The organism is Paenibacillus brevis (assembly GCF_018919145.1).
GTDB lineage: Bacteria > Bacillota > Bacilli > Paenibacillales > Paenibacillaceae > Fontibacillus > Fontibacillus brevis.
In genome coordinates this window covers 1-1,789 of sequence record NZ_JAHLQJ010000044.1, presented here as the reverse complement: position 1 = coordinate 1,789, position 1,789 = coordinate 1, and the positions used below count along the sequence as shown (strand labels likewise).

The following is a 1,789-nucleotide window of genomic DNA, read 5'->3' as shown; positions in this document are numbered from 1 at the left end:
GCTCGTCACGGAAGCCATATTTATACTCCTCCATCTCAGGGGCCTTTTTAGCCATGGTGCCTTACCTCCTTCAAAATAATGATTAGCTTTCCTGTTCCATACCCTTTTTGAGTGCATTCCACGCAAGGGTGGCACACTTGATCCGGGCCGGAAATTTATTTACGCCTGACAGTGCTTCGATATCTTCATAATCATCAAATTCAACCGGTTCGCCCTTCATTAAGCTAGAGAACCGGTCCGCCAGCTCCAATGCTTCTTCGACAGTACGGCCCTTGACCGCTTCTGTCATCATCGAGGCCGAGGACATGCTGATGGAGCAGCCCTCCCCTGTGAATCTGGCGTTCTTGACGATGTGATCTTCAACCTGAAGCTGCAACGAGATCCGGTCCCCGCAAGTCGGATTGTTCAGATCAATCGTCAAGGCTCCTTCTTCAAACTTTCCGCGATTACGCGGGTTTTTATAATGATCCATAATAACACGGCGGTACAAATCATCGAGTTGCATTACGCGAAGTACTCCTTTGTTTGGATTAAAGCTTCCGCAAGCCGGTCAATATCCTTCTCCGTGTTGTACATGTACAAGCTGGCTCTTGCTGTTGAACTTGCTTGCAGCCAACGCATCAAGGGCTGGCAGCAATGATGTCCTGCACGGATCGCAATTCCCATCGTGTCAAGGACGGTAGCGACATCATGCGGATGAACGTCGAGCAGATTGAATGTCAGCAACCCGACTTCACGCTCCCGGGGTCCGTACAGCGTCAAGCCTTCAATCTCTGACAATCGCTCGATGGCATACGCAGCAAGCTTTGTCTCATGACGGTGGATTTCATCCAGACCGATCTCCTCCAGAAAATCGATAGCTGCGGCAAGTCCCACAGCCCCTGCAATGATCGGGGTCCCGCCTTCAAATTTCCAAGGCAGCTCCTTCCATGTCGACTCATATAGCCCGACATCATCAATCATTTCGCCGCCGAATTCAATCGGCTCCATCGATTCCAGCAGATGCTTCTTTCCATATAGTACTCCAATTCCAGTCGGCGCGCACATTTTATGGCCGGAAAAGGCGTAGAAGTCACAATCCAAATCCTGGACGTCCACCTTCATGTGAGGCGTGCTTTGAGCACCATCAACGACCATCACACCGCCATGGCGATGAACGATAGCCGCAATCTCCTTGACAGGGTTCACTACGCCAAGCACGTTCGACACATAAGCTATCGAGACAATCTTCGTCTTGGAGGTCACAGTCTTCTCTACATCCTCAAGCTCGACATGACCGTCCGGCTGCAGCGGTATATATTTCAGCACAGCTCCCGTTCGCTTGGCTAATTGCTGCCAAGGAATCAGGTTGCTGTGGTGCTCCATAGGAGTGATTACGATCTCATCTCCGGCTTCAAGCACCGACGGGCCATAGGAGGAGGCCACCAGATTCAGTGCAGTGGTCGTTCCGCGCATGAAAATAATTTCCTCCGTCCCGGCCGCCCCAATAAAACGGGCAACGCGCGCTCTCGCCCCTTCATAAGCATCTGTAGCCCGACTGCCCAGCGTATGAACGCCCCGATGCACATTGGCATTGTCATGCTCGTAGTACTTCTGAACAGCCTCAAGTACCTTTGTCGGCTTCTGGGAGCTTGCCGCACTGTCCAGATAGACCAGCGGGTGCCCATTTATCTCTTGATTCAAAATTGGAAACTGGGATTTAATCAGTTCCGCATTCATTGGCCTAACTTCCTTTCCACTAATCCCTGCAATTGCTGTTGCAGCTGTTCCAGTGGAATATCTGAGACGA

2 protein-coding genes are annotated in these 1,789 nt (G+C 51.2%); both read right to left on the bottom strand.

Features of this window, described 5'->3' with window-relative positions:
- Positions 1-82: 82 nt before the first annotated feature.
- Entirely contained in the window at positions 83-505 is a 423-nt protein-coding gene (gene sufU / locus KQJ23_RS23515) for a Fe-S cluster assembly sulfur transfer protein SufU (protein ID WP_216481326.1), read from the bottom strand.
- Positions 505-1,719 (bottom strand): cysteine desulfurase, encoded by a 1,215-nt coding sequence (locus KQJ23_RS23510; RefSeq protein WP_216481327.1) that lies wholly within the window; start codon positions 1,717-1,719, stop codon positions 505-507. Before KQJ23_RS23510 ends, sufU begins: the two co-directional genes overlap by 1 nt.
- Between the last annotated feature and the right edge of the window lie 70 nt (positions 1,720-1,789).